The 23,380-nt window shown below is 66.6% G+C and carries 20 protein-coding genes and 2 tRNA genes; 5 read left to right on the top strand and 17 right to left on the bottom strand.

The genetic code is table 11. From position 1 onward, the window contains the following. Position 1 precedes the first annotated feature (1 nt). A complete protein-coding gene (pknB, locus tag V4U86_RS00110; RefSeq protein ID WP_395309296.1) occupies positions 2-1,873 on the top strand; it encodes a Stk1 family PASTA domain-containing Ser/Thr kinase in 1,872 nt (623 codons plus the stop codon). Here the strand turns inward: pknB and V4U86_RS00105 are convergent. Both V4U86_RS00105 and V4U86_RS00100 read right to left on the bottom strand, forming a co-directional pair. Next, a complete protein-coding gene (locus tag V4U86_RS00105) occupies positions 1,870-2,529 on the bottom strand; it encodes an aminodeoxychorismate/anthranilate synthase component II (RefSeq protein ID WP_395309295.1) in 660 nt (219 codons plus the stop codon). The two genes, pknB and V4U86_RS00105, sit on opposite strands and share 4 nt — an antisense overlap. 30 nt (positions 2,530-2,559) lie before the next feature. Further along, positions 2,560-3,342 carry a DUF881 domain-containing protein gene (locus V4U86_RS00100; protein ID WP_395312261.1) on the bottom strand — a complete coding sequence of 261 codons (783 nt, stop codon included), beginning with the start codon at positions 3,340-3,342 and terminating at the stop codon, positions 2,560-2,562. Between the two features lie 18 nt (positions 3,343-3,360). On the opposite strand from V4U86_RS00100, the gene crgA reads away from it, so the two are divergent. Together crgA and V4U86_RS00090 are read left to right on the top strand one after the other, a co-directional pair. Further along, positions 3,361-3,642: a cell division protein CrgA gene (gene crgA / locus V4U86_RS00095; RefSeq protein WP_087028603.1), complete on the top strand. Its 282-nt coding sequence runs from the start codon at positions 3,361-3,363 to the stop codon at positions 3,640-3,642. Positions 3,643-3,797: 155 nt separating this feature from the next. Continuing rightward, the gene (locus tag V4U86_RS00090) at positions 3,798-4,220 is read left to right on the top strand and encodes a PH domain-containing protein (RefSeq protein WP_395309294.1); all 423 of its coding nucleotides are present in this window, start codon (positions 3,798-3,800) and stop codon (positions 4,218-4,220) included. A gap of 107 nt (positions 4,221-4,327) precedes the next feature. On the opposite strand, the gene V4U86_RS00085 is transcribed toward V4U86_RS00090, so the two are convergent. Then, positions 4,328-4,864: a peptidylprolyl isomerase gene (locus V4U86_RS00085; RefSeq protein ID WP_395312260.1), complete on the bottom strand. Its 537-nt coding sequence runs from the start codon at positions 4,862-4,864 to the stop codon at positions 4,328-4,330. 87 nt (positions 4,865-4,951) lie between these two features. Here V4U86_RS00085 and cwsA point away from each other — a divergent pair, with 87 nt between their 5' ends. Next, positions 4,952-5,281, top strand: coding sequence for a cell wall synthesis protein CwsA (cwsA, locus tag V4U86_RS00080; protein WP_395309293.1), 330 nt, complete (start codon positions 4,952-4,954; stop codon positions 5,279-5,281). A gap of 4 nt (positions 5,282-5,285) precedes the next feature. On the opposite strand, the gene V4U86_RS00075 is transcribed toward cwsA, so the two are convergent. The 4 genes from V4U86_RS00075 to V4U86_RS00060 all read right to left on the bottom strand — a co-directional run bounded on the left by V4U86_RS00075 (position 5,286) and on the right by V4U86_RS00060 (position 10,362). Continuing rightward, positions 5,286-7,067, bottom strand: coding sequence for a beta-galactosidase (locus V4U86_RS00075; RefSeq protein WP_395309292.1), 1,782 nt, complete (start codon positions 7,065-7,067; stop codon positions 5,286-5,288). Between the two features lie 225 nt (positions 7,068-7,292). After that, a complete protein-coding gene (locus tag V4U86_RS00070) occupies positions 7,293-7,520 on the bottom strand; it encodes a hypothetical protein (protein ID WP_395312259.1) in 228 nt (75 codons plus the stop codon). A gap of 83 nt (positions 7,521-7,603) precedes the next feature. Beyond that, on the bottom strand, positions 7,604-7,981 hold the full coding sequence (locus V4U86_RS00065) for a heme-binding protein (protein ID WP_395309291.1): 378 nt from the start codon (positions 7,979-7,981) through the stop codon (positions 7,604-7,606). 41 nt (positions 7,982-8,022) lie between these two features. Next, positions 8,023-10,362 (bottom strand): arylsulfatase, encoded by a 2,340-nt coding sequence (locus tag V4U86_RS00060; RefSeq protein WP_395309290.1) that lies wholly within the window; start codon positions 10,360-10,362, stop codon positions 8,023-8,025. A gap of 109 nt (positions 10,363-10,471) precedes the next feature. Between V4U86_RS00060 and V4U86_RS00055 the strand changes: the two genes are divergently transcribed. Then, entirely contained in the window at positions 10,472-11,482 is a 1,011-nt protein-coding gene (locus V4U86_RS00055) for an AraC family transcriptional regulator (RefSeq protein ID WP_395309289.1), read from the top strand. Between the two features lie 13 nt (positions 11,483-11,495). On the opposite strand, the gene V4U86_RS00050 is transcribed toward V4U86_RS00055, so the two are convergent. From V4U86_RS00050 to dnaA, 10 genes are all read right to left on the bottom strand, one after another. Next, positions 11,496-11,568 (bottom strand) — tRNA-Ala (locus V4U86_RS00050). A gap of 137 nt (positions 11,569-11,705) precedes the next feature. After that, a tRNA-Ile gene (locus V4U86_RS00045) sits at positions 11,706-11,779 on the bottom strand. 78 nt (positions 11,780-11,857) lie between these two features. Further along, the gene (locus V4U86_RS00040) at positions 11,858-12,691 is read right to left on the bottom strand and encodes a DUF3566 domain-containing protein (protein ID WP_395309288.1); all 834 of its coding nucleotides are present in this window, start codon (positions 12,689-12,691) and stop codon (positions 11,858-11,860) included. A gap of 20 nt (positions 12,692-12,711) precedes the next feature. Continuing rightward, the gene (gene gyrA / locus V4U86_RS00035) at positions 12,712-15,258 is read right to left on the bottom strand and encodes a DNA gyrase subunit A (RefSeq protein ID WP_395309287.1); all 2,547 of its coding nucleotides are present in this window, start codon (positions 15,256-15,258) and stop codon (positions 12,712-12,714) included. A 27-nt stretch (positions 15,259-15,285) separates the two neighbouring features. Beyond that, entirely contained in the window at positions 15,286-17,298 is a 2,013-nt protein-coding gene (gyrB, locus tag V4U86_RS00030) for a DNA topoisomerase (ATP-hydrolyzing) subunit B (RefSeq protein WP_395309286.1), read from the bottom strand. Between the two features lie 221 nt (positions 17,299-17,519). Further along, complete coding sequence (locus tag V4U86_RS00025; RefSeq protein ID WP_395312258.1) at positions 17,520-18,020, bottom strand: DUF721 family protein; 501 nt, start codon at positions 18,018-18,020, stop codon at positions 17,520-17,522. Between the two features lie 47 nt (positions 18,021-18,067). Further along, positions 18,068-19,228: a DNA replication/repair protein RecF gene (recF, locus tag V4U86_RS00020; protein ID WP_395309285.1), complete on the bottom strand. Its 1,161-nt coding sequence runs from the start codon at positions 19,226-19,228 to the stop codon at positions 18,068-18,070. A 2-nt stretch (positions 19,229-19,230) separates the two neighbouring features. Beyond that, on the bottom strand, positions 19,231-20,124 hold the full coding sequence (gnd, locus tag V4U86_RS00015) for a phosphogluconate dehydrogenase (NAD(+)-dependent, decarboxylating) (RefSeq protein WP_395309284.1): 894 nt from the start codon (positions 20,122-20,124) through the stop codon (positions 19,231-19,233). A 31-nt stretch (positions 20,125-20,155) separates the two neighbouring features. After that, positions 20,156-21,355 (bottom strand): DNA polymerase III subunit beta, encoded by a 1,200-nt coding sequence (gene dnaN, locus V4U86_RS00010; protein WP_395309283.1) that lies wholly within the window; start codon positions 21,353-21,355, stop codon positions 20,156-20,158. 516 nt (positions 21,356-21,871) lie between these two features. Then, on the bottom strand, positions 21,872-23,380 hold the full coding sequence (gene dnaA / locus V4U86_RS00005; RefSeq protein WP_395309282.1) for a chromosomal replication initiator protein DnaA: 1,509 nt from the start codon (positions 23,378-23,380) through the stop codon (positions 21,872-21,874).

Below are 23,380 nucleotides of genomic sequence, written 5' to 3'. Positions count from 1 at the left end.
CATGACGACGCCCCAGCACCTGTCGGACCGCTACGAACTCGGGGAGATCCTCGGATTCGGCGGGATGTCCGAGGTCCACATCGCCCGGGACGTGCGGTTGCACCGCGACGTCGCGGTCAAGGTGCTGCGCGCCGACCTGGCCCGCGACCCGAGCTTCTACCTGCGGTTCCGCCGGGAGGCACAGAACGCGGCCGCCCTGAACCACCCGGCGATCGTGGCCGTCTACGACACCGGTGAGGCCGAGACCGCCAACGGGCCGCTGCCCTACATCGTGATGGAGTACGTCGACGGGGTGACGCTGCGCGACATCGTGCACTCCGAGGGCCCGCTGGACCCCAAACGGGCGATCGAGATCATCGCCGACGCCTGCCAGGCCCTGAACTTCAGCCATCAGCACGGCATCATCCACCGCGACGTCAAACCCGCCAACATCATGATCAGCAAGACCGGTGCGGTGAAGGTGATGGATTTCGGCATCGCCCGCGCGCTGGCCGACAGCGGCAACAGCGTCACCCAGACCGCCGCGGTCATCGGCACCGCGCAGTACCTGTCACCCGAACAGGCCCGCGGCGAACCCGTGGACGCCCGCTCCGACGTCTACTCGCTCGGCTGCGTGCTCTACGAAATCCTCACCGGCGAGCCGCCTTTCATCGGCGACTCACCCGTCGCGGTGGCCTACCAGCATGTCCGTGAGGACCCGGTGCCGCCGTCCACCCGTAACCCCGCGCTGTCCCCGGAGCTGGACGCCGTGGTGCTCAAGGCGCTGGCGAAGAACCCGGAGAACCGCTACCAGAGCGCCGCCGAGATGCGCACCGATCTGATCCGGGTGCACAGCGGCGAGGCGCCGGAAGCGCCCAAGGTGTTCACCGACGCCGAGCGCACCACGATGCTGACCGCCACCGGTCCGCACGCCCGCGCACTGCCCACCGAGCACATTCCGGCGGCCGGTTATCCGGCGCCGTCGGGCAACGGGTCGATCCGGCGCTGGCTGATCGTGGTGGCGGTGCTCGCGGTGCTGACCGTGGCGGTGACCATCGCCATCAACACCATCGGTGGCGACCCGCGCGACGTGCAGGTGCCCGATGTCACGGGGCAGACCTCGGCGGACGCCATCGCCGCGCTGCAGAACCGCGGCTTCACCACGAACGTGCAGCGAAACCCCGACTCCGACGTCCCGCCGGATCACGTGATCGACACCGACCCGGCGGCCGATACCGCGGTGGCCGCCGGTGAGAACATCACCATCAACGTCTCCACCGGCCCGGAGCAGCGTGGCGTGCCCGACGTGAACGGGCTGTCGCTGGCCGAGGCGACCCGCAAGCTGCTCGATGCCGGCTTCACCCGGGTGCAGCCCTCGGAGTCGGAGTCCACCCCCGAACTCAAGGGCAAGGTGCTGGGCACCAACCCGCCGTCGAATGCCACCTCGGCGATCACCAACGTCATCACCGTCATCGTCGGTACCGGTCCGGGCAGTGTCGTGGTGCCCGACTGCACCGGGCAGTCGGTGGACACCTGCCGACAGATTCTGGAGGCGTCCGGCTTCCCGAGCGCGGTGCCCGTCGAGGTGGACGACACCGCACCGGCCGGCCAGGTCGTCGGGATGAGCCCGACCGTCGGTCAGCCCGCGCCCAAGGACACCGTGGTGCAGATGCGGGTGTCACGCGGCAACCAGTTCGTGATGCCGAACCTGACCGGCCAGTTCTGGGTGGATGCCGAGCCGAATCTGCGCGCGCTGGGCTGGACCGGGGTGCTCATCAAGGGCGCCAACGTGGACAACAGCGGTCAGCGGACCAATGCCGTGGTGACCCAGAGCCCGGCCCCCGGCACCGGGGTGGGGTTCCGGGACTCGATAACCCTGAGCTTCGCGTCCTAGCTCCGCGCGGTGGCCGCCTGGACCGTGTCGGCGACTTCCTGCTCCAGCTTGCGCACCAGTCCCTCGTCGGGGGCCGCACCGCAGTAGCCGAGCCAGTTGGCCAGCATTCGGTGCCCGCCCTGGGTGAGGATCGACTCGGGGTGGAACTGCACGCCGTGGATCGGTAGTTCGGTGTGCCGCACCGCCATGATGACGCCGCTGTCGGTGTGCCCGGTGGCCTCCAGGACCTCGGGCAGGGTGTCCGGCAGGATGGTCAGCGAGTGGTACCGGGTGGCCGTGAAGGGATCCGGAAGTCCGTGCAGCACACCGGCATCGGTGTGGTGCACGATGCTGGTCTTGCCGTGCAGCAGCTCGGGGGCGCGGTCCACGGTGCCACCGAAGGCGACCCCGATGGCCTGGTGGCCCAGGCAGACCCCCAGCAGCGGGGTGCGGGTCTGCGCGCAGGCCTTCACCAGGTCGATGGTGGCGCCGGCGCGTTCCGGGGTGCCGGGACCGGGGGAGAGCAGGATGCCGTCGAACTGGGCGGCCACCGCGTCCCGGTCGGCCAGCCGTGCATCGTCGTTGCGCCAGACCTGCGCGTTCACCCCGAGCTGGCCCAGGTACTGGACCAGGTTGAACACGAAGCTGTCGTAGTTGTCGACGACCAAAACCTGCATGCGATCAGGCTACTGGTCCGCGCCAGGCGATTAATACCCGAGCGGACCTGCCGGTTTGGCGTAACGCATCCGGACCGGCGCGGTGTGGCCGACCAGCTCCAGCTGATCATGGGCCTGCTCGGTGTAGCCGAGCTGGAAACGCAGTACGTACTGCTTGTACAGCGTCACCAGCGGGGCCGCGGCCAGGGCGGCCTGCATGGCCGGGATGTTCCCGACGGCGGTGATGACGTAGGGCGGGCTGTACGTGCGGCCGTTGAGCAGCAGGGTATTACCCACGCACTGCGGTGCCGAGGTGGCGATGATGCGCTGGTCCTGCATCTGGATGCCCTCGGCGCCGGCGCTCCACAGGGCGTTCAGCACCGCGGAGACATCCTGCTGGTGGACCACGAGGTCGTCGGGGGAGGCGTCGATGGGGTAGCGGCCGTCGGCGTCGCGCTGGGCGTCGTTGAGCGTGATGACCAGGCCGGGTCCCCGCAGCGGGTCCAGGCCGGCCTGCTCGGCGAGGGTGTCCGAGCGGCGGGTGATGGCCGCCAGGGCGGCGTCCGCGCCGGGGGAGCCGCCGTGGTGGTGGTCCAGGGTGGCCACCAGTTCGTCGCGCCGGGTGGTGAGCCGGTCCACGCTGGCGCTGGCCTCGCGGACCAGGTCGACCAGGCGGGGCGAGTCGCTGCGGCGGATCTCGTCGCCACCGGAGACACCGTGCGTGGTGGACAGCAGCAGCCCGGCGAAGACACACACGATGGGGACCCCGAAACGCCACAGCGAGCGTCGTCGGTGTGTCGCTGCGTTAGGCTCGTCTCGGCCGTTCTCCACCATCGTGATCAAAGGTTATCCATGCCCAAGTCCAAAGTCCGCAAGAAGAACGACTTCACCATCAACCCGGTGAGCCGGACCCCGGTCAAGGTCAAGGCCGGACCGTCCAGCGTGTGGTTCGTGGTGCTGTTCGTGGGCCTGATGTTGGTGGGCTTGTTGTGGCTGCTGGTGTTCCAGCTCGGCGCAACCGGCCTGAACGCCCCCACCTGGCTGGAATGGATGGCCGATCTGGGCCCGTGGAACTACGCGATCGCGTTTGCCTTCATGATCACCGGTTTGCTGCTCACGATGCGGTGGCGCTGACCGCTCACGCGCCCGAGTTGAATCCAAACCCGGTGTCATGCGTTACCGATCCGGCAACCTCGTTGTAACCCAATCACACCGTTGTGATTCATCCCCATTGTGGATAGCGCTTGTGGATAACTCCGAATCCCCCGGTGAGAGGGGGTACTGAGCCCATGCAGCAAACTAGTTGGGCGCCGAAGAGCAGCGCCATAATCTGGATCGGAACCGGCGGTCTGGTGATGGCCCTGGGCGCTGTGACCGTGGTCACAGACCTGCCCGGACGTGTTCTCGGACTGATTGCCGCAGTGGGATTGCTGGCGTTTGCAACGATGTCGTGGCGCGCACGTCCAAAACTGGCAATCACCGGGCAGGGCATCGCGGTACGCGGCTGGCTGCGGACCCGGGTGCTGTCCCGCGCCGACATCACGCTCGTCCGGATCACCGAATTCCGCCGGCTGGCCCGCACGGTACGGCTGCTCGAGATCGACACGATCGACGACCGGCTTTACGTCTTCACCCGCTGGGATCTCGGCACCGACCCGCTGCGCGTCCTGGACGCGCTCACCGACGCCGGCTACACCCGCCCGTCCTCCTGAGGCGGGCGTGCGTGTCTGTTCCTTGACACGCCGTCCTGGACCAAAGAAAACGCACGCTCGCCGGGCAACCGGCGAACGTGCGCTCTGGGTGGTTCAGGTCGTTCAGGTCAGGAGATGGTGACGCTCTCGATCACGACGGGCTCGGTGGGCCGGTCACTGCGATCGACAGCCGTGGTGGCGATGGCGTCGACGACCTTCTGCGACTCCGGATCGACGACCTCACCGAAGATGGTGTGCCGGCGGTTGAGGTGCGGCGTCGGGCCGACGGTGATGAAGAACTGCGAACCATTGGTGCCCGGCCCGGCGTTGGCCATGGCGAGCAGGTACGGCTTGTCGAACTGCAGTTCCGGGTGGAACTCGTCGGCGAACTGGTAGCCCGGCCCACCCCGACCGGTACCGGTCGGGTCGCCACCCTGGATCATGAAACCCTCGATGACGCGGTGGAAGACCGCGCCGTCATAGAACGGTCCGGTGGTGCCGCCGGAGGCGTTCTCGGTGGTGTAGTCCTTGGTGCCGTTGGACAGGCCGGTGAAGTTCGCAACTGTCTTGGGAGCATGGTTGCCGAACAGGGCGATCTTGATGTCGCCACGGTTGGTGTGCAGCGTCGCGGTCGCTGTCTGAATGGGGCTCGTCACGGAATTCAGTCTGCCACCCCGCCCGACGCGCCCGTCTGCCGCCCCGTTTGGTGGCAGGCTGTGGGGGAGTCCCCGACAGCCGCAGAGAGGTGGCCCATGAGCACCGACACCGATGCCAGACTGACCCCGGCACAACGCCTCAGCCGCGGTCTCAAATACTCCGTCGTGGGCCCGGTGGACGTCACCAGGGGCACGCTCGCGATCGGGCTGAATACGGCGGCGACGTCGGCGGCCTGGCTCGGCCGGCAGATCAAGGAGGTTCAGCCCCAACCGGAACCGGTGAGCCGGCGGCGGCCACTGCGCTACGTGGTGATCGGTGCCGGGGTGCTCGCCGTGGGGGCCGTGGTGTTCTCCATCGTGCGGCGCTCGATGCGCCCGGAACCGTCGGCGCTGCCGCCGAGCGTGGAGTTCACGCCCAAACCCTGACCGCCTACTCCGAGCCTCCTTCGGCACCGGTCTCGGATCGTTCGTCCGACTTCGTCGTGCCGGCGCTCGGTGTGCTGGCAGATGCGTTGTCCTCCGACTCGGCCTCCTCGGGACGGACCTCCGAGTCTGTCTTGAGTTCGGCCTCCCGCTCGAGCGTTGCGGTGCGGGAGGGCTTCTCGTCCTCTTCGTCATCGGGTGCCGTGCCGGCCTGCAGCGAATCCGGTTCCGCTCCCGACTCCGCTTCAGTGTCGATGGAGGTCGTGGGTCGTTCCACGACGGCGGCCCATTGTTCCTCGGCCTGTTGTTCCTCGGGCTGTTGTTCCTCGGCTGCGATGTCGTCGCCGTCCGGCCGGGAGGTGTTCCGCACCATGCGCGACGCCGTGACCGGCGGCTCCGCATCTTCGGCATCGACCGTCGACGACGTACTCGGGTGCACCGCCTGCCGGATATTGTTCACAAACGTCTTGGTCGCGGTGGCGATGTTCTCGGCGACCGACTCCGCCGCCGCCACACCGCGGCGGATCAGGTTGCAGGTGGCCTGCACGACCGCGCGGATGACGGCGCCCGTCGCCTTCGCGACATCGACCGCGGCCGTGGCAAGACCGGTGATCACCGTTCGAGTGGCCGCACCCAACCATTGGACGGCCGCGGCAATCGCTTGGAAGACCGGATGATTCGGCCCCGTGGGGCCGGGGTCGACGGGGTCGATCGAATTCAGATAATCGATGATGGCCTGCACGGCCTGTTTCGCGGTCCCGTCGGAGTAGTACACGCCGAAGTTGTCCTGCATGTTCGAACTACCGGAATCCGTGTCCTGCAGCGTGTAGATGAACATCGGACCGGTGCCCGCCATCTGGGACCACGCATTCAGGAAATCCTCGATGAAATCCGCTTGCTGCTGTTCGGTGTACTGGCCCGTGGTCGGCTGGCCGTACTCGGTGGCCCACACCTTCAGGTCCGAATCACCGTTGTCAGCCATGATCTGCAGGATCTGCTGCAACTGCTCCAGGGGAGAACCGGCGACACCCGCACCCGCGGAGAACTCCAGTGAGTACTCGTAGGGATGGAACGACAACGCATCGAAGAAGCCCTTGGCGCCGGCGTCGTACATTCCTTGGACGAAGTCGTCGGGGTCCATCGTGACGTTCCCCAGGGACGCACCGGCTCCGACGACGCCACCGATCACGGTGATGGTCGGATCGGCCTGCTTCATGAGCGGGTACGCCGCCTGCAGCAAGGCCGTGTAAGCGGCCGGGTCCACCGGGTCGAGGAAGTTGATCGCGTTGGGCTCGTTCCAGATCTCGTACGCCGAGATCTGGCCCGCGTACCGCGTGGCGACCATCTGCGCGAAGCCACCGAACACATCCGGGTCGGGCATTCCGGCAAGAATGGGATCGCCTGCCCAAGCGGGGGTTTGATTGATAACCCCGAGGATGCCCATGCCCATGTTCGACGCGGACTCGACGATGTAGTCGATGTAATCCCAGCTGTATTCGCCCTGGTGTTCCTCGATGCTCGCCCACGGAATGAGGATGCGCACATTCTGCACACCGAGCGATTGCATCATCGTGAGTTGCTCGGTGATCTCGGTTTCCGACATTCCGGTGTTGCTCAGATCGGAGTCGGCGAAACCCAGCGTTGTCGACGATTCATTGATGGCCGCGGTCAGGACGACACTGGATCCGTCCACGCGGCGAGCGGGTTCGGATCTCGTTGCGGCCACGGTGCACACCAATGCCAAAACCAGGGCGGTGATGCTGGCCCTCAACACAATCAGTGAACTCACGCGATTGCGCCGCCTGTCCATGCAATACCTCGCAATGTTCGTTATCCGCCGAGATGGCTTGCTGAGCGTGACAATAATCCATTTTGCGAACGCAGCATGGTCCATTGCCGCAACATTCTTTCGACTATTTGCGGCGCATTAGTGTCGTCGTCACCGTCGAGAAAACAAGCGGCGCCGTCAATTCCGCCTAGCGATTATTAAAGATTCACGCCGTGCGGCGGGCAGTCAGTTGCACCCGCCGGCGTGCACCCAGCGCCCGTTGTAGCCGACGCAGCCGCTGACATTGGAACCCGGCGGGGGAGGGGGCGGATCCTCGGGCAGTGGGGCGTAATACGCCGGCGGCGGCACGTAGGGGGCCACGGCGTCGGCGATGTTGACGCAGCCACCGACCGAGATCCGACGCCCGGCGCTGGCGCACACGTCCGCGGCGGCCGTACCGGCCGGGGCCAGCATGGTCACCGCGCCGGGCAGGGTGGCCAACGCGAGCACCGCCGTCACGGTGCGGACCCATGGTCGTTGACGCAGTGGAGTCGACATCATCGTCCTTCGGCAAGGTTGGGAGCGGAGTACCCGCAGCGGTCACGGAAGTCGACCAACGGTTGGCGCATACCCTTCAACTCGGCGTGCTGTTGCGGGTGCGCGTCGAAGTACGCCCGGGTCGCGGCGGGTACCTCGTCTTGAGGAGTGCCGTGCAGGTTGGTGTAGAAGTCGTTGACGTCGGGGTGGGTGAACAGATACGCCGACGTGGCCGCGGCGACGCCGGTGGCGATCCCGGCGAGATCTGCCGCCGTGCAGTTCGGGGGGCGGGCCGGCTCAGCGGCCGGATCGGCCGTGGCCGCGGCACTGCCGAGCAGGCCCGTCATTCCGAGTGCCAGTGCACCGGCTGCGGCGAGCCGGATGGGGTTCGAGAGCATGCGATCTCCTTTGTCTTGTCCCTGGCTACCGTTGCTACCGGTCAGATGTAGCCGGCATGCACGCGATGGATACGCCCTTCGAACGGGAACGGTGCCCGCTCGCGGTAGTCCAGCGAGACCGGTGAGCCGAGGCAGGTTCCGATGTCGAGGCAGTCGTTGGCGGTGAACAGCAGCGGCGCGCTGACCGGCACCTGCCCGCCGGCGATCGTCTCACCGTTGTACGCGAGGGTGATGTCGAGCGGTCCGGCCGGGCGCGGCTCCGCGTACCGGGTGGAAACGGTTATCGTGGCGCGCCCCGGCGGCACCTTGTTCTCAGAGCGAATCTTGGTGCGCGACAGGATGAAAAGGTTGTACTCGTAGCAGAGGTACCCCTCGTCGAAGTACAGCGTCAGCCCGCCGGAGCCGCCACCGAGTGCGTACAGCACACCGTTGGCATTGGCCGGGATATCGGCGTCGATGGTCACCACGTTGTTCTTGTTGCCGAGCGCCGGCGCGCAGAACTCGGGCATCCGCACGGTATCGCCCGAGAACTCCCACTCCCGGTACGGCGGGCTGATGCGCAATTCCGGGTGATAGACCGGGACCCACAGGCCGCCACCGATCGGCAGCACCGCATTGCGGGCGGCTTCGACCATGAACATCTCCCGCATCTGGGCAAGCTTCTCGGGCTGCTCGGCGGCGAGATCATGGGCCTGCGACCAGTCTTCGTCGAGGTGGTAAAGCTCCCAGGTGTCGTTGTCGGGCGTCCACGTGGCGATACCGGGCGGTTGGCCCGGCACCCACGGCAACCGGGGCCCGCGCGCCGAGGCCATCCAGCCGTCGTGATAGATGCCGCGGCTACCCATGATCTCGAAGTACTGGGTCTTCTTGCCCCCGATCGCATTTCGGTCGGCAAGCGTGCGCGCGAAACTCGCTCCCGCGAGCGCCATCTGCGGCTCCCCGTTGACCGTATGCGGCGGTGTGATGCCGACGATGTCGTAGATCGTCGGCACGATGTCGTTGCAGTGCAGGAACACATCCCGAGGTGCCGGATCCGGGTCGACGCGGGCGGGCCAACGCACCGCCATCGGGTTCCGGGTGCCGCCCAGGTGGGAGGCCAGTAGTTTCATGCCCTTGTACGGTGTGCTGCCGGCCCAGGCCCAGGCCGCGTGGTACTGGTTGTCGACGAGCGGGGAACCCAGCACGTCAAGTCCGCCGAGCTCGTCCAACGCATCGATGTGCTGGCGCACGGTAGTGGGAATACCATTCTGCGCCAGCAGTTCTGAGATCGTGCCGTTCTGTCCTTCACCCGAGGACCCGTTGTCGCCCCAGATGTAGACGAACAGGGTGTTGTCCGCGTAGCCGAGGGACTCGAGTTCGTCGGCGATACGGCCGACCTGGACGTCGACGTGTTCGGCGTACCCGGCGGCGACCTCCATCAGCCGGCGCTGGAACGGCTTCTCGTCCTCAGGTATGTCATCCCAGCCGGCCAGCGTCTCGTCACGTTCGGTCAGTTCGCAGTCCGGCGGGATCCAGCCCTTGTCCTTGGCGCGCTCGAAGACCCGCTGACGGTAGGCGTCCCAACCGTCGTCGAACTTGCCGGCGTACCTGTCCGCCCATTCCTTCATGATGTGCTGCGGCCCGTGCAGGCAGCCGCTGGCCCAGTACATGAAGAACGGCTTGTCGGCGTTGAATGCCCGGTGCCGGCGCAGCCACGCGATGGCGTCCTCGGCCAGGTCCTCGGACAGGTGGTATCCCTCTTCAGGGGTCCGGGGCGGCGGGACGACGGTGGTGTTGCGGACCAGGTTTGGCTCGTACTGGGAGGCCTCGCCGGCCAAGAACCCATAGAAGTACTCGAACCCCAGACCGGTGGGCCAGTTCTCGAACGGGCCGGCGGCGGTGGTCTCCTCCGCGGGGGTGTTGTGCCACTTGCCGAAGGCCGACGTTGCGTATCCGTACTGCTTGAGCACCTCGGCCACGGTGGCGCTGGACCGCGGGATCTTGCCCGCGTATCCGTCCCAGTCGTTGGCCAGTTCGGCGATCTGCCCGTTGCCGATCTCGTGATGGTTGCGGCCGGTGAGCAGCGACGCCCGGGTCGGTGAGCACATCGCGGTGGTGTGGAACCTGTTGTACGACACGCCTTCGGCGCAGATTCGGTCCAGCGTCGCGGTTGTCACCTCACCGCCGAACGTCGACGGCAGACCCGGACCGGCGTCGTCGATGAGGACGATCACGATGTTGGGGGCGTCCTCGGGTAGGCGCTTGTGCACCGTACGCGGGTTGTACTGCGACTCCTGCAACGTGCGGCCGGCGATGCTGCCCGACGGGACCGGGGGAAAAGGCAGGACCCCGCCGTCCGCCAATTTCGGCGCCACCAGGTGGTCTCCCTGCGCGTCGGACACCGCATTCCTCTCCCCGGGTGCGGCACTGGGTCCGCCCGGGCATCTAATGTGCAGCAAGCCGGGCCACACTGTCTTGACATTTCAGGACAAATCTTTGACAGTCGGGGACATGAGCGTCATCCGCGGCACAGCGTTGACGCATTTTCATCAGTTGGTTGCCGAGCTCGGGGGCAGTGGTACCGCATTGGCCACTTCCGCGCACATCGCAGACGACGACATCGGTCGTCATGACCGGTTCATCTCGCTGCCCAACGGCGCCCGGATGCTCGAGGCGGCCGCCGCCACCCTCGACGTCCCGGATTTCGGCCGGCGGTTGGCATTGCGCCAGGGCATCGAGATCCTCGGGCCGGTCGGCTTGGCCGGACGCAGTGCCGCGACCGTCACCGAGGCGTTCTCGATCTTCGACACCTTCATGGCTGCCTACAGTCCGTCCATCAGCGCACGGGTGACCGCGCACCTCGACCCGGACCTGCGGCGCTTCGAATTCGAATACCTCCTGGACCCTTCCCCACCGCAGGTTCAGGCCGTCGAGCTCTCGCTTGGCGTCACGCTGCAGGTGCTACGGCTGTTCCTCGGCCCCAACTACCGGCCCGTCGCGGTGCACCTGCCGCACCACCCGGTGACCCCCGCCGACGACTACGAGAGTTATTTCGGCTGCCCACCGGTGTTCGGTGAATCCGTCGCCGGTTTCACCCTGCGCGCCTCCGACCTCGGTCGCCCACTACCGAGCGACCGGCTGGCCCACCAGACCGCGCTCGACTACCTGTCCGGCACCGTCGGGCAGTCCTCGCCGCCCACCAGCCAGCTGGTCCGCACCCTGGTGCGGCAGCTGTTGCCGACCGGCGTCATCGGGCTGACCGATATCGCCCGGCATGTCAGCATGCATCCGAAGGCGCTGCAGCGCCGGCTGGCCGCCGAGAACGTGACCTATTCCGCCCTGGTCGACGAGACCCGTCGTGAGGCAGCGCACCGGCTGCTGCTGGACACGGCCCTGAGCCTGGATCAGATGTGCCGACAACTCGGCTACGCCGAGCACAGCGTCTTCACCCGGGCGTGTAAGCGATGGTTCGGTATGACACCGAGCGCGTACCGCGCCGGCGGGGGCCCGTCGGGCCGGTGAACTGTGATGATTGTGGAGCCTAGGAGATTCGAACTCCTGACATCTGCCTTGCAAAGGCAGCGCTCTACCAACTGAGCTAAGGCCCCTCGCAGGTTATGCGGGCCGATCTTCGATGGTGTGCCAGACCTCGACGCCGTGGCGGGATCGGTAGACGATCACCGCTACGGCTGCGATTCCCGTGATCACCGCCATCGACACCAACTTCATGGTGCATACCCTTCCGTGGGCCTAGGAGGACTCGAACCTCCGACCTCTTCGTTATCAGCGAAGCGCTCTAACCGCCTGAGCTATAGGCCCGTTCAACCGCCTGATTCTCTCAGACCGGCCGAGCGACGAGATTACCGTAACCGGGCCCGATCGCCCAAACCGCGAGGATCAGTCCCGGTCGGCGAGGGTCACCTCGACGCCGCCGACCAGATCGGTGATGAGGTTGTAGATGAACGCACCGGCGGTCGCCATCGCCGTCAACAGCACGATGTTGACCAGACCGATCAACGTGGCTCCGCCGAAAATCGTTCCGCTGGAGATGAGTTCGCCACCGGTACCGCTGTCGCTGGTGAGCAGATCACCCACGTTGCTGTTCAGCTTCGTCCAGACGCCCATCCCGCCGAGCACCAGGTACAGGAACGCGACCGCGATCATCCAGACGAAGAACATCACACCGGAGAGCACCAGCGAGACCTTCAGCGTGCTCCACGGATCGATCCGCCGGATCTGCATGCTGGCCCGCACCGGGCCCTGGGACTTCTTGGCGACCTGCACCCGGGCCGCCGGCCGGTTCTCGGCCGGCGCGGGGTTCCCGGACGGCCGCGGCGGGCGGGCCGCCGGGCCGGACAGGTCGGGGAGCTCACTGGCGTAGTTCTCCGAACGCTGACCCTCGGTCCGCTCGGCCGTCCGAGTGGGGACGACCTCCGTCTCCCGGTTCGTGGGAGCCTCCCGGTTCGCCGGACCCTCCCGGTTGGCGGCACCCGGGCCGCCGGCGATGAACTGCCCGATCCGGGCGTCCGCGCCGGGGGCGCGAGCCGGCGGGCGGGGAGCCTCGGCCGGCCGGGGCCCGTTGGACTGCTCCGGCGGGCGCGGGCCGTTGCCCTGCTCCGCGGGGCGCGGAGCACCGGCGCGGGCAGCCGGACCGCGCTGCCACGGGGGCACATCGCTGGACTCGGCCGACCGCCCCGACGGCGGGGGTCCGGGCTCGTTCGGTGAGGTCACCTAGCGGCTCCTTGTCTGCGTCACGTTGCGTCGGGCTCGGTGCCGTCGGGACCGGTGCTGTCCACCTCGGCATCCTCGGGCTCGGTGCCGTCGGAGTCGTCACCCTCGGCGTTGCGGGCGATGGCAATCAGTGTGTCGCCGTCACCCAGGTTCATCAAGCGGACGCCCTTGGTCTGGCGACCGGCCTTGCGGACCTGACGCGCGGCGGTGCGGATCACACCACCACCGGAGGTGATCGCGTACAGCTCGGTCTCGTCGTCGACGATGAGCGCCCCGACCAGACTGCCACGCTTGGGGTCGTACTGGATGGTCAGGATTCCCTTGCCGCCGCGACCCTGCGCGGTGTACTCGTCGATGGCCGTGCGCTTGGCGTAGCCGCCGGACGTCGCCACCAGCAGGTACTTGTCCGCCTCCACGACGTTGAGCGACAACAGCCGGTCGTCGGTGTTGAACCGCATACCCTGCACACCCGAGGTGGCCCGGCCCATCGGCCGCAGCGCCTCGTCGGTGGCCGAGAACCGGATCGACTGGCCCTTGGCACTCACCAGCAGCAGGTCGTCCTCGGCGGAGCAGAGCACCGCACCGACAAGTTCGTCGCTCTCGCGCAGGTTGACCGCGACGATGCCGCCGGAACGGTTGGAGTCGAAGTCGGTCAGCTTGGACTTCTTGACCAGGCCGTTGCGGGTCGCCAGCACCAGGTAAGGCGCGTCCTCGTAGCTCTGCAGCTGGATGACCTGGGCGATCCGTTCTTCCGGCTGGAAGGCCAGCAGGTTGGCGACGTGCTGTCCGCGGGCCGTCCGCGAGGCCTCGGGCAGATCGTAGGCCTTGGCCCGGTAGACGCGGCCCTGCGTGGTGAAGAACAGGATCCAGTCGTGGGTCGAGCAGACGAAGAAGTGGTTGACGATGTCGTCCTGTTTGAGGCCGGCGCCCTGCACACCCTTACCGCCGCGCTTCTGGCTGCGGTACAGGTCGGTCTTGGTGCGCTTGGCGTACCCGGTCTCGGTGATGGTGACGACGACGTCCTCGCGGGCGATCAGATCCTCGTCGCTGACCTCGCCGTCGGCCGGCACGATCCGCGACTTGCGGTCGTCGCCGTACTTGTCCGCGAGCTCCTTGAGCTCGTCGCGGACGATGGCGCGCTGCCGCTCCGGCTTGGCCAGGATGTCCTCGAGATCGGCGATCTCGGCTTCGATCTTGGCCAGATCGTCGACGATGCGCTGGCGCTCGAGAGCGGCCAGGCGGCGCAACTGCATGTCGAGGATGGCCTGGGCCTGGATCTCGTCGACGTCGAGCAACTCGATCAGGCCCTGGCGCGCCACATCGGCGTTGGCCGATGCGCGGATCAACGCGATCACCTCGTCGAGCGCGTCGAGCGCCTTGACCAGGCCGCGCAGGATGTGGGCCCGCTCATTGGCCTTGCGCAGTCGGTATCGGGTGCGCCGGATGATGACGTCGAGTTGATGCTCGACGTAGTAGCGGATCATCTGGTCCAGCCGCAGGGTGCGCGGCACCCCGTCGACGATGGACAGCATGTTGGCGCCGAAGCTGGTCTGCAGCTGGGTGTGCTTGTACAGGTTGTTCAGCACCACCTTGGCCACGGCATCGCGCTTGAGCTCCACCACGATTCGCAGGCCGACACGGTCGCTGGACTGATCCTCGATGTTGGAGATGCCGGTCAGCTTGCCGTCGCGGACCTGCTCGGCGATCGAGGTGATGAAGTTGTCGTGGTTGACCTGATACGGCAACTCGGTGATCACGATCGAGGTCCGCCCGCGCGAATCCTCTTCGATCTCGACCACGCCGCGCATCCGGATGGAACCGCGGCCGGTGGTGTAGGTGTCCTGGATGCCCTGGGATCCGACGATCAGGCCGGAGGTCGGGAAGTCCGGACCCTTGACCCGCTCGCAGACCGCGGCCAGCGTGGTTTCCTCGTCCGCCTCATGGTTTTCCAGACACCAGTACACGGCCTCGGCGAGCTCGCGCAGGTTGTGCGGCGGGATGTTGGTGGCCATACCGACGGCGATACCGCCGGAGCCGTTGGCGAGCAGGTTCGGGAACCGGCTGGGCAGCACCGTCGGTTCCTGCACGCGGCCGTCATAGTTCGGAATGAAATCGACTGTCTCCTCGTCGATTTCGCGCAGCATCTCCATGGCCAGCGGAGTGAGCCGCGCTTCGGTGTAACGCATGGCGGCCGGCGGATCGTTACCCGGGGAACCGAAGTTGCCCTGCCCGTCGACCAACGGGTAACGCAGCGACCACGGTTGGGCCATCCGGACCAGGGTGTCGTAGATCGACGAGTCACCGTGCGGGTGGTAGTTACCCATCGTCTCGGCCACCGAGCGGGCCGACTTGGCATGCCCGCGGTCGGGGCGGAAACCGGAGTCGTACATGGCGTAGAGCACCCGGCGGTGCACCGGCTTGAGGCCGTCGCGGACCTCGGGTAAGGCGCGGCCGACGATGACGCTCATCGCGTAATCGATGTAGCTGCGCTGCATCTCCTGCTGGATGTCGACAGGTTCGATGCGGTCGCCGGCTTCGTCGCCCGGCGGCAGGGTGGTATCAGTCATCTGTAGTCCTAAACCTGGTTATCCGGGTTAAACATCCAAGAAGCGAACGTCTTTGGCGTTGCGGGTGATGAAGCTGCGGCGCGCCTCGACGTCCTCGCCCATCAGGATCGAGAACAGTTCGTCGGCTGCCGCGGCGTCGTCGAGGGTGACCTGACGCAGCACCCGGACGGAGGGATCCATGGTGGTCTCCCACAGTTCCTTGGCGTCCATCTCGCCGAGACCCTTGTAGCGCTGGATGCCGTCTTCGGTGTTGATCCGCTTACCCGCGGCGCGGCCCGCCTCGAGCAGCCCGTCGCGCTCACGGTCGGAGTAGGCGAATTCGGGTTCGGAGCGTTGCCATTTGAGCTTGTACAGCGGCGGCTGGGCCAGGAAGATGTGGCCGTTCTCCACCAGGGGCTTCATGAAGCGGAACAGCAGGGTCAGCAGCAGGGTGGAGATGTGCTGGCCGTCCACGTCGGCGTCGGCCATCAGCACGATCTTGTGATAACGCAGTTTCGAGATGTCGAACTCGTCGTGGATACCGGTGCCCAGCGCGGTGATGATCGCCTGGACTTCGGTGTTTTTCAGCACGCGGTCGATGCGGGCCTTCTCGACGTTGATGATCTTGCCGCGCAACGGCAGGATCGCCTGGAACATCGAGTCGCGGCCGCTCTTGGCCGAACCACCGGCCGAATCGCCCTCCACCACATACAGTTCGGACTTGCTGGGGTCGGTGGAACGGCAGTCGGCGAGCTTGCCGGGCAGGCCGCCGATGTCGGTGGCGCTCTTACGGCGCACCAGTTCCCGCGCCTTCCGGGCCGCGATGCGTGCCTGAGCCGACGAAACCGCTTTGTTCACAACAGTTTTTGCTTCGGCGGGGTTCGCGTCGAACCAGTGCTGCAGTTCCTCGTTGCAGATCTTCTGGACGAAGGACTTGACCTCGGTGTTGCCCAGCTTGGTCTTGGTCTGCCCCTCGAACTGGGGCTGGGACACCTTGACCGAAATCACCGCAGCGAGGCCCTCACGGATATCGTCACCGGTGAGGTTGGGGTCCTTGTCCTTGAGCAGCTTCTTGTCCTTGGCGTACTTGTTGACCACGGTGGTCAGCGCCGCCCGGAAACCCTCTTCGTGGGTGCCACCCTCATGGGTGTTGATGGTGTTGGCGAAGGTGTGCACCGATTCGGAGTAACCGGCGTTCCACTGCATCGCGATCTCGACCTCGTGACCGGTGCCCTTGCCCTCGAAATCGATGACGCTGGGCTGGATCGCGGTCTTGGTCCGGTTGATGTGCTTGACGAAATCGACCAGTCCGCCGGGGTAGTGGAAGACCCGGTGCTTGACCTTCTGCGGGGCGGCGGCCTCGGCGGCCTTCTCGTCCGCCGACTTCGGTGCCTCGGCGTGGTCGCTGACCACCTCGTCGACGACCTCCTCCGGGGTGACCCGCTCATCGGTGAGCTCGATGGTCAGGCCCTTGTTCAGGAAGGCCATCTCCTGCAGACGCCGGGCGATCGTCTCGAAGTCGTAGGTGGTGGTCTCGAAGATGTCCGGATCCGCCCAGAACCGGATGGTCGAACCGGTCTTCTTGGTCTTCTCGCCCTGGCGCAACGTGCCGGGCACCGATTGGTCGTAGGTCTGGAACCACTCGTATCCGTCGCGGCAGATATCGGCCTCGAGCCGGGTGGACAGCGCGTTGACCACCGAGACGCCGACGCCGTGCAGACCACCGGACACCTGGTAGGCGCCCTCCTCGAACTTGCCGCCGGCGTGCAGCACGGTCATGACGACGTCGACGGTGGGGACACCGGTGGCGTGCATCGCCACCGGGATGCCACGCCCGTCGTCGGAGACCTGGACGCCACCGTCCTCGAGGATCCGCACGTCGACCTTGCTGGCGAAGCCGGCCATCGCCTCATCGACGGCGTTGTCGACGACTTCCCAGATCAGGTGGTGCAGACCACGCTCACCGGTGGATCCGATATACATGCCGGGGCGCTTGCGGACCGCTTCCAGTCCTTCCAGGACCTTGATCGAATCGGCACCGTACTGATCTTGGGCAGCCACGTTGGACGCGTCTCCTTGGGGTTCGCGGGTAGCGGTTACACAGCACCGCCTGCAAAGCTCCCGCCAGTCTACCGTTAGACACCGTCAGGACTTACTCTGCGGCGGCGTTTCCCGCCATCTAACTGCGCCGTGCGCGGAATTTTCCAGCCACCCGAGCGTCGGGACGGCCCAACAGCCGGTTTTCCCGCGTCTAAGCGATCTGAGCGCAGCGCCCCGGTGACCTACCCGTAGGTGTCGCGGGGTCCGCGGCCGGGCACGTGCCGACTACCCTTGCGCCACGATGGCGCGGTCGGTCCCTGGATCTTCATCGAGGTCACCACGCCGTCACCCACGGCCGCGGCGATCTTGGCGAGCAATTGGGCCTGCACCATCCGCAGCTGCGTCGCCCAGGCCGTCGATTCCGCGGAGACCGTCAACACCCCGTCGCGCAGACTCACCGGTGTGGCGTGGTCGGCGATCTGGTCCCCGACCACGGTGGCCCACTGGCCCAGGACCGAGCCCTCGGCCACCTGCTTGGACCAGCCGCGCGACTGAGCCAGATCTCGAGCCGCTGCACTGAAGGTCTGGGGATCGCGGGCATCGGGGCCCGGTCCGGACCACCGGCGCCGCCGTCCGACGGTGGGGGAGCGCTGTGCGGGGGTCACCCGGCCACGGCCGACATCCTTGCCCTGGCTACGCGCCGCGCCGCGGGCCTCCTCGAGCGCCCGGCGCACCATGTCCATGCCGGGCAGATTCTCCAGATGCTCCGGCGGGCCGCCGGCCGACTCACTCACGACACCACCTCCGAAATCCGACCGCCATCATCATCGCGCATGGTGACCTCGATCCGGCGCACATCCCAGTCCACCGGCAGATCCTCGGGCACCGCCGCCGTCACCAGGACCTGCTCCGCGGAGGCGGCGACCCTGGCCAGCGCCTGCCGGCGGGCATTGTCGAGTTCGGCGAACACGTCGTCGAGCAGTAGCACCGGATCCGACCCGTCGGTGCGCAGCAGTTCGTAGGCCGCCAACCTCAAACCCAGTGCCATCGACCAGGATTCGCCATGGCTGGCGTATCCCTTGGCAGGCTGTTCACCGAGGCGCAGATCGAGATCGTCGCGGTGCGGCCCGACCAGACATACTCCGCGCTCGAGTTCGGCGGACCTCTTGTTCCGTAGCTCCTCGAGCAACGCGGTCTCGTAGACAGCCGGGTCGACGGTGCCCACCGCGGCTTCGGCCTCGACGGTCTCCACCGAACTGCGGTACTTGATCGCCGCCGGCCGCGACGCCGGCGCGAGCAATTGGTAAGCCTTCTCCACCTCGGGTGCGAGCTGGTTCACCAGGTCCACCCGCGCCGAAATCAGTTGCGCGCCATGTGCAGCCAGATGACCGTCCCAGGACTCGAGGGTATCCAGCATGGCCGTGTCTCCGCGGTAGCGCGCCGGGCCCGCGGACTTCAGCAGCGCGGTGCGCTGGCGGACCACCTTGTCGTAGTCGGCCCGCACTCCCGCGATCCGGGGCCGCCGGGTGGCGGCGACCTCGTCCAGATAGCGGCGCCGCTCGGACGGATCCCCGCGCACCAGCGCGAGGTCCTCGGGTGCGAACAACACCGCCCGCAGCACCCCGAGTACTTCGCGGGGACTCCGCACCGGGGACCGGTTCAACCGTGCTTTGTTGGCCCGGCCGGTGGTGATCTCCAGGTCGACCGCCAGCTCGCGACCCTCGTTGACCACCACCGTCGAAACGACCGCCCGCGGCGCGCCGGCCCGGATCAACGGTGCGTCCGAAGCTACTCGATGTGAGCCGAGCGTCGCGGAATACCACAGTGCCTCAACGAGATTCGTCTTTCCGAAGCCGTTCGGGGCAACGAAGACGGTGTGTCCGGGCTCGAGCTCGATATCGGCCCGCGACCAGGACCGGAAGTCGGTCAATCCCAGATGACGTACGTACAAAACTAACCGGACTCCGAGATGCGCTGCACCGCATGGCCGCCGAACTGGTTACGCAACGCGGCGACGGCTTTCATGGTGGGTGAATCCTCTTGGCGGGATAGGAATCTCGCGAAGAGCGAGGCCGCGATCCCGGGGACCGGAACGCGCAGCCGGATGGCCTCTTCGACCGTCCACCGGCCCTCTCCGGAATCCTCGGTGTACCCGGTCAGATTCTCCAGGCCCGGATCCTCCTTGAGGGCCTTGGCCAACAGCTGCTGCAGCCAGGACCGCACCACCGTGCCGTTGGTCCAGGCCTGGTAGACCGCCTGTGGGTCGCGCACCAGGTCCTCGGCGGCCAGCATCTCGTAGCCCTCGGCGTATGCGGTCATCAACGCGTACTCGACTCCGTTGTGCACCATCTTGGTGAAGTGACCGGCGCCCACCGGTCCCGCATGCACGAAACCGTCGGCCTTCTCACCGGCCGGGCGCAGGGTGTCGAAGATCGGCATGGCTCGAGCGACATCCTCGTCACTGCCGCCGACCATCAGTCCGTAGCCCTCGGTCAGGCCCCAGATACCGCCGGACACTCCCGCGTCGATGAAGGCAACACCCTTGTCGCCCAACAATTTTGCATGCGGCGCATCTTCGGTGTAACGCGAGTTGCCACCGTCGATCACCAGGTCACCGGGCTCGAGCACCTCGGCCAGGTCCGCGATGGTCGTCCGGGTGACCTCTCCGGAGGGCACCATCACCCAGACGACTCGAGGCGCAGGCAGCGCTTCGGCCAACGCCGCCAGCGACGGCACATCGGTGACTTCGGGACGCGGGTCGTATCCGATGACCTCATGGCCTCCCGCACGCAGACGTTCCCGCATGTTGAAGCCCATCTTGCCCAGCCCGATCAAACCGAGTTGCATATGCGTGCACCCCTCCGCGTCGGTGAGCCGGTCAGCCCGGGAGACGCACCGGCATCAACAGATAGACGTAATCGGTCTGCTCGGCGGGGAAGGGCCCCGTCGCGCCGGCCTCGACACCATTGTCGCCCGCCGGCCGCAGCACCGCCGGTCGGCTCGGGGTGGTGAAACCGAAGGTCACCCGCTCCGAACGCAGCGAACCGAGCCCGTCGGTCAGGTAGGTCGGGTTGAAGGCAATGGTCAACGCCTCGCCGGCGAAATCGACCTGCAGGTCTTCCTCCGCGCGGCCGACATCGTCGGCGCCTGCCGACAGCCGGACCCGGTCCTCGCTGAACTCGAGCCGGACCTGTGCGCCGCGGTCGGCCACCAGCGCCACACGCTTGATCGCCTCGGTCAGTTCGGCCACTCCGACGGTGGCCACGGCGGTGTGCTCGGTCGGCAGGAGCTGGCGGAACTTCGGGAACTCGGCATCGAGCAGCCGGGTCGTCGTGCGCTTGCCGTTGCTGCGGATACCGAGCAGGCCCTCCTTGCCGACGGCGGCGCCGGCGCCGAGCGCCAGGTGCACCTCGGTGCCGTCGGTGCCGGTCTTGGCCGCCTCGGACAGGGTCTTGGCCGGGACCAGGACGGCCGCCTCGACACCGGCCGAGTCGGTGGACCAGGTCAGTTCGCGGACCGCGAGCCGGAATCGGTCGGTGGCGGCCAAAACGACCTTGTCACCGGAAATTTCGACCCGGATGCCGGTCAGCATGGGCAGCGTGTCGTCGCGACCTGCGGCGACGGCGACCTGACCGATCGCCTCACCGAACAGATCGGCCGAAACCACACCGGTCTCGTCGGGCAGGGCCGGCAGCGACGGGTAGTCCTCGACGGCCATCGTCGGCAGCGAGAAGCGGGCGCTACCGCAGCTCAGCGAGACGCGGGTGCCCTCGACGCTGACATCGACGGGCTTGGCCGGCAGCGAGCGGGTGATATCGGAGAGCAGTCGTCCGGAAACCAAAACACTTCCCGGAGAAGCGATTTCGGCTGCGACGCGGACCTCTGCGGAGGTCTCGTAGTCGTACCCGGAGATCGTCAGACCATCATCGGAACCGGTCAGCAGCACGCCGGCGAGCACCGGGACGGTCGGCCGGGACGGCAAGCTGCGCGCCACCCATGCCACCGCATCGGCAAAATCCTCGCGTACCAGACGGAACTTCAAATCGGTGAGACCAACATTCGTCGTCACCACGTCCATAGCGTCCCTTCGATCTACCGCGTCAACCAGCACCTAGCTGCGGATTCCCCGTGTCACTCCGAGCGTAGTCGCGAACTGGTCGACGATCGCACCGGCGTATCGAATCACAACCGTAGAGCGTTCGGCGCGAACTTGAAAGCTATTCGCTCGGTCCGCGCAGCGCTCGGAAACGACCGGGGATCGTCAGCCCGACTGCCCTGTCCCCAACAGCCTGCTTTTAGAAGATGAATCATCTAGAGATAAAAGCAACAGTAATAGGTCCTGTGGAAGCTGTGGATGAATGCTGCTCGGCGCAGGTGGCGGGCGTCTCGAGGGTGTGGGCAGGCTGTGGAGGAAGGTCGAACCGTCGGGGCGGGGTTGTGTATAGAACGGGGTTTGTGGAGTGGACGCCGGGTTGACGACAGGTTTCTCCCAAGTTGTGCACAGCGCTATCCACACCGTTTTTGTGTGACGAACGGTGCCCGCGGTGCGGAAGTTTTTTCGAGATTTGTGGTGAGAACTACAGTCCGGGCGGGCTCAGCGCTTGGAGCGCTGCCGGATCCGGGTGGTGAGTTCCTTGACGTGATCGAAGATCTCACGCCGTTCGGCCATGCCGTCACGGATCTTGCGCTCGGCATACATGACCGTGGTGTGGTCCCGGCCGAAGGCCTCACCGATGCGCGGCAGCGACAGGTCGGTGAGCTCGCGGCACAGGTACATCGCGATCTGACGGGACTGGGCCAGGGCCCGTGTCTTACCCGGTCCGCGCAGCTCCTCGACCGTGGTCTCGAAGTACTCCGCGGTGGCCGCCATGATCGTGGCGGTACTGATCTGCATGGTGCTGGCGTCGGCGATCAGGTCCCGCAGCACGATCTCGGCGAGGGACTTGTCGATGGTCGTCTTGCTCAGCGACGCGAACGCGGTGACCCGGATCAGGGCACCCTCGAGTTCGCGGATGTTGCGTTCGATGCGGCTGGCGATCAGCTCGAGCACGTCATCGGGCACATCGAGGCGGTCCATCTGCGCCTTCTTGCGCAGGATCGCGATGCGGGTCTCCAGCTCCGGCGGCTGCACATCGGTGATCAGGCCCCACTCGAAACGCGTGCGCAACCGGTCCTCGAGGGTTGCGAGCTGTTTGGGGGACCGGTCCGAGGAGATCACGATCTGCTTGTTGGCGTTGTGCAGCGTGTTGAAGGTGTGGAAGAACTCCTCCTGGATGCCGTCCTTGCCCTCGATGAACTGGATGTCATCGACGAGCAGGATGTCGACATCGCGGTAACTGCGCTTGAACGAGGCCTTGCGGTCATCGCGCAGCGAGTTGATGAAGTCGTTGGTGAACTCCTCGGTGGAGACGTACTTCACCCGCATGCCCGGGAACAGCCGCTGGGCGTAGTTGCCGGCCGCATGCAGCAGATGGGTCTTACCGAGCCCGGACTCACCCCAGATGAACAGCGGGTTGTAGGCGCGGGCGGGTGCTTCCGAGATGGCCAGCGTCGCGGCGTGCGCGAAGCGGTTCGACGCCCCGATGACGAACGTCTCGAAGGTGTAGCGCCGGTTGAGGCTGACCGCATTCGATTCCGGTACCGGATTCTGTGACCGGTTGAAATAGGTCGGCCAACTGGCCTCGGCGTTCGCGAGCGCCTCGCCGTCCTCGTCGACCTCTTCGTTGTCGATCGCGGTGGTGTCGCCGCCCGCGGGCGGGGCCTGCGGCGTGGGCTCGGGTTCGGGTGTGTCCTCGGGGCTGGGGGTGGCGATCCGGACACCGAGTTCCACGCGCTGGCCGAGCTGGCGGCTGAGCGCGTCGACGATCGGTTCGCGCAGTCGCTCGATCTCGTTCTGCACGAAAGCCGACGGCACCGACAGCAGCGCGAAACCTTCGGTGATGACCAGCGGTCGGACGAGTTTCAGCCAGGCACGCTGCTGCGCGGTGAGAGTCTGCGGGCGGGGACCGCCGTTGATGGTCTCGCCGAACGGTGTCTCACCGTTCAGTTCGGCGACGACCGTGTTCCAGACCGTGACAAAAGAGGAATCTGGGTCTGCGGTCAA

This window comes from Mycobacterium sp. AMU20-3851 (genome assembly GCF_043974665.1).
In the GTDB taxonomy this organism is placed as follows: domain Bacteria; phylum Actinomycetota; class Actinomycetes; order Mycobacteriales; family Mycobacteriaceae; genus Mycobacterium.
This window is presented reverse-complemented; position numbering and strand designations above follow the sequence as displayed.